This window comes from Pseudoalteromonas sp. SG44-1 (assembly GCF_014164315.1).
Lineage (GTDB): Bacteria > Pseudomonadota > Gammaproteobacteria > Enterobacterales > Alteromonadaceae > Pseudoalteromonas > Pseudoalteromonas rhizosphaerae.
Map to the genome: position 1 here is coordinate 1 of NZ_JACJEW010000146.1, position 2329 is coordinate 2329.

The 2329-nt window shown below is 39.2% G+C and carries 1 protein-coding gene and 1 pseudogene; both read left to right on the plus strand.

What is annotated here, in order from left to right; all coding sequences use genetic code 11:
- Nucleotides 1-125: 125 nt before the first annotated feature.
- Nucleotides 126-456: pseudogene (locus H5187_RS23235) on the plus strand (four helix bundle protein).
- Between the two features lie 308 nt (nt 457-764).
- The gene (locus H5187_RS23240; RefSeq protein WP_182798444.1) at nt 765-1835 is read left to right on the plus strand and encodes a serine hydrolase; all 1071 of its coding nucleotides are present in this window, start codon (nt 765-767) and stop codon (nt 1833-1835) included.
- Nucleotides 1836-2329: the final 494 nt, after the last annotated feature.

The following is a 2329-nucleotide window of genomic DNA, read 5'->3' on the forward strand; positions in this document are numbered from 1 at the left end:
GCGAGGGGAAAGTTAGCGAGGGTAAAGTTAGCAAGGGTAAAGTTAGCTAGGGTAAAGTTGTACCTTTAATGTTGTTTTTTGATTTTTTGTACTATAAATATATAAAACACTGAATAATTGATATTATGAATTTTGAGCGACTAGACGTATGGAAACGATCAGCGGCACTATCAGTAGCTGTATTTAAACACTTTAAATCAAGTCATGAGCGAGGTTTAAAAGATCAAATAACCCGTTCTAGCTTGTCAATATCATCGAATATAGCGGAAGGCTATGAAAGAATGTCTTCGTTTTTTGTATTACGCCAAAGGCAGTTGTGGTGAATTGAGGTCTCAACTTTATATATCTATGGAAATAGGAGAAATCGATTCGAATACGGCATTTCAGTGGATCAATGAAACAACCGAATTATCTAAAATGCTGGGCGGATTAATTAAAGTGATAAGTAAAAGCTGAGCTGTTAGGGAGGGGTAGCTAGCGAGGGTAAAGTCTGAGCTAGTACAGGTAATGTTAGTGGGAGTAAAGTGGATTAGTCGCCATTTAACCTGACACTTTCACAGGTAGAGTTATATCAAATCTGACAGTCTCTTGTGTACGTGAAGCGGATATTTCGCATTCTCTATCATACAAATACAGTGTACAGTTATACAGCTGAAAACATTGATAGTGTGATACGAAAAATCTGAAATGCTAATTTATCTCACATATCAGTTCACATGGAAAGCAAACGTTTTTACACGAAAACAATTAGATAGGGATAACTCATGCACAGATTAGTTCAGGCGCTCACTATTGGCCTACTACTAAATTCAGGTAAAGCTGTTGCACAAAATAATCAGATAATGCTTTTAGAAAAAAGAATGGACGCTATTGCCGAAAAGAGCATTAGCTCAGATGGGCCTGGATGTTCTATAGGTATAATTCAGAACAGAGAGTTTATATTCAAAAAGAGCTATGGACTAGCTAATGTTGAACACCAAATACCGCTCAGTAGTCAATCGTTATTCAGAATGGCGTCGGTATCAAAGCAATTTACAGCTTTCGCTGTTTTGCTGTTAGCTGATGATGGCGCCATCGCGCTCACTGACGATATTCGCCAGCATTTGCCAGAATTAAAAGAATATGGAAAAAAGATCTCCATCAACTCACTACTCGGACATTTCAGCGGTTTGGGCGATTTTGAAGATCACCTAAGTACACTTCGTGAGTCTTCCTTAAGCGGCTTTTTTATTGGGAGTGAACAGTTCGTATCAAATTCAGAGTACTATTCTGTCATTAAAGACTTTCCGCTTGTACATGAACCTGATACCACTATGGAATACAGTAATCACGGGTATATCATTCTGGCAAAATTAGTTGAACGAATAAGTGGATTGACGATACGCGAATTCACCAATAAGCGTATATTTAAGCCCCTTGGTATGAATCATACGTTTTTTTCAGATAGCGCCGAAGAGATTATTCCTAACCGAGCATCCGGATACCGTTCGCCTGAAGCAGGAAAACAACGCAATCATTTGACTGCTTTACACACAATTGGTGATGGAGGCTTATTCAGCACCATAGATGACATGCTGATATGGGATAATCACTTTAATGATCCTAAGTTGGGCAAAGATCCTAAAGCGTTAATTGCGCTAATGAATAAGCCAAATGTGAATGTGCCAGAGAGCGATGAGGGGAAATGGTACTACGCCAATGGGCAAAATACCGATGGTCGCTATTTTTTCCACAACGGTGGTTGGGTTGGAACAGGCACCAGCTACATTCGAAGACCAGACACCCAAACGTCTGTTGTTGGAATGGTGCAATTCGGTGTCACTAAGTGTAAATGATTTTACTTATGCAACCTTTGAGATATTGGCTGATTTAAAGTTGTGGGACGGGGAAGACCCTTCGGTATACTGAAATAAAAAGCGTAAATGGGTAAAATAACAGCTATCGCTGACAGGCTCGAATTTAAAAGACAAGTTGAACGTCCGCAAATTGTCTGAAGCGGCCTGTCAGATGGTATCTAAACCAGCAAATAAAAGTGTCAGATCAGATATGAGCCACTACAAGTAAAGAGACGAAGTACTTGACTACCGCGTTTAAAAATTCATTCTGATAAAACTCGCAAACTCGCAAACTCGCAACCTCGCTAACTCGCTAAATACCCACCAACAAAAACAACCTTCTGCACCATTCCCATAGTTACACACATCAATAATTACAGAGTCTTAATTTTGTCTAATCGTGATGTGTCCAGTGCTTTAATTCTTGCTTGTTGGAATGCTACTTTCATCATTTATATTGTGTATATCGCTGTAATCTCGTCAAAGTTTGCAGT